1 protein-coding gene is annotated in these 267 nt (G+C 56.6%); it reads left to right on the plus strand.

Annotated elements, in window-relative coordinates; translation table 11 throughout:
- Positions 1-267 (plus strand): sugar phosphate nucleotidyltransferase (locus tag AF337_RS33150; RefSeq protein ID WP_244471360.1); only part of this gene is annotated, 267 nt, incomplete at both ends.

Consider the following 267-nt stretch of genomic DNA (forward strand, 5'->3'; position numbering starts at 1 on the left):
CATCGGCGCAGACTTCGTGGCGGGCGGACCATCCTGCCTTATCCTCGGAGACAATATCTACTTCGGCCACGGCCTTCCGGAACTCCTCGAAGAGGGTGCGTCCAAGGGTGATGGCGCGACGGTGTTTGCCTATCATGTGCACGATCCCGAACGTTACGGTGTCGTCGAATTCGGCAGCGACATGACTGCCATTTCGATTGAAGAAAAGCCTGCGAAGCCCAAATCGCACTGGGCTGTCACCGGCCTTTATTTTTACGATGCAGACGT

The organism is Rhizobium ecuadorense (assembly GCF_001187535.1).
Lineage (GTDB): Bacteria > Pseudomonadota > Alphaproteobacteria > Rhizobiales > Rhizobiaceae > Rhizobium > Rhizobium ecuadorense.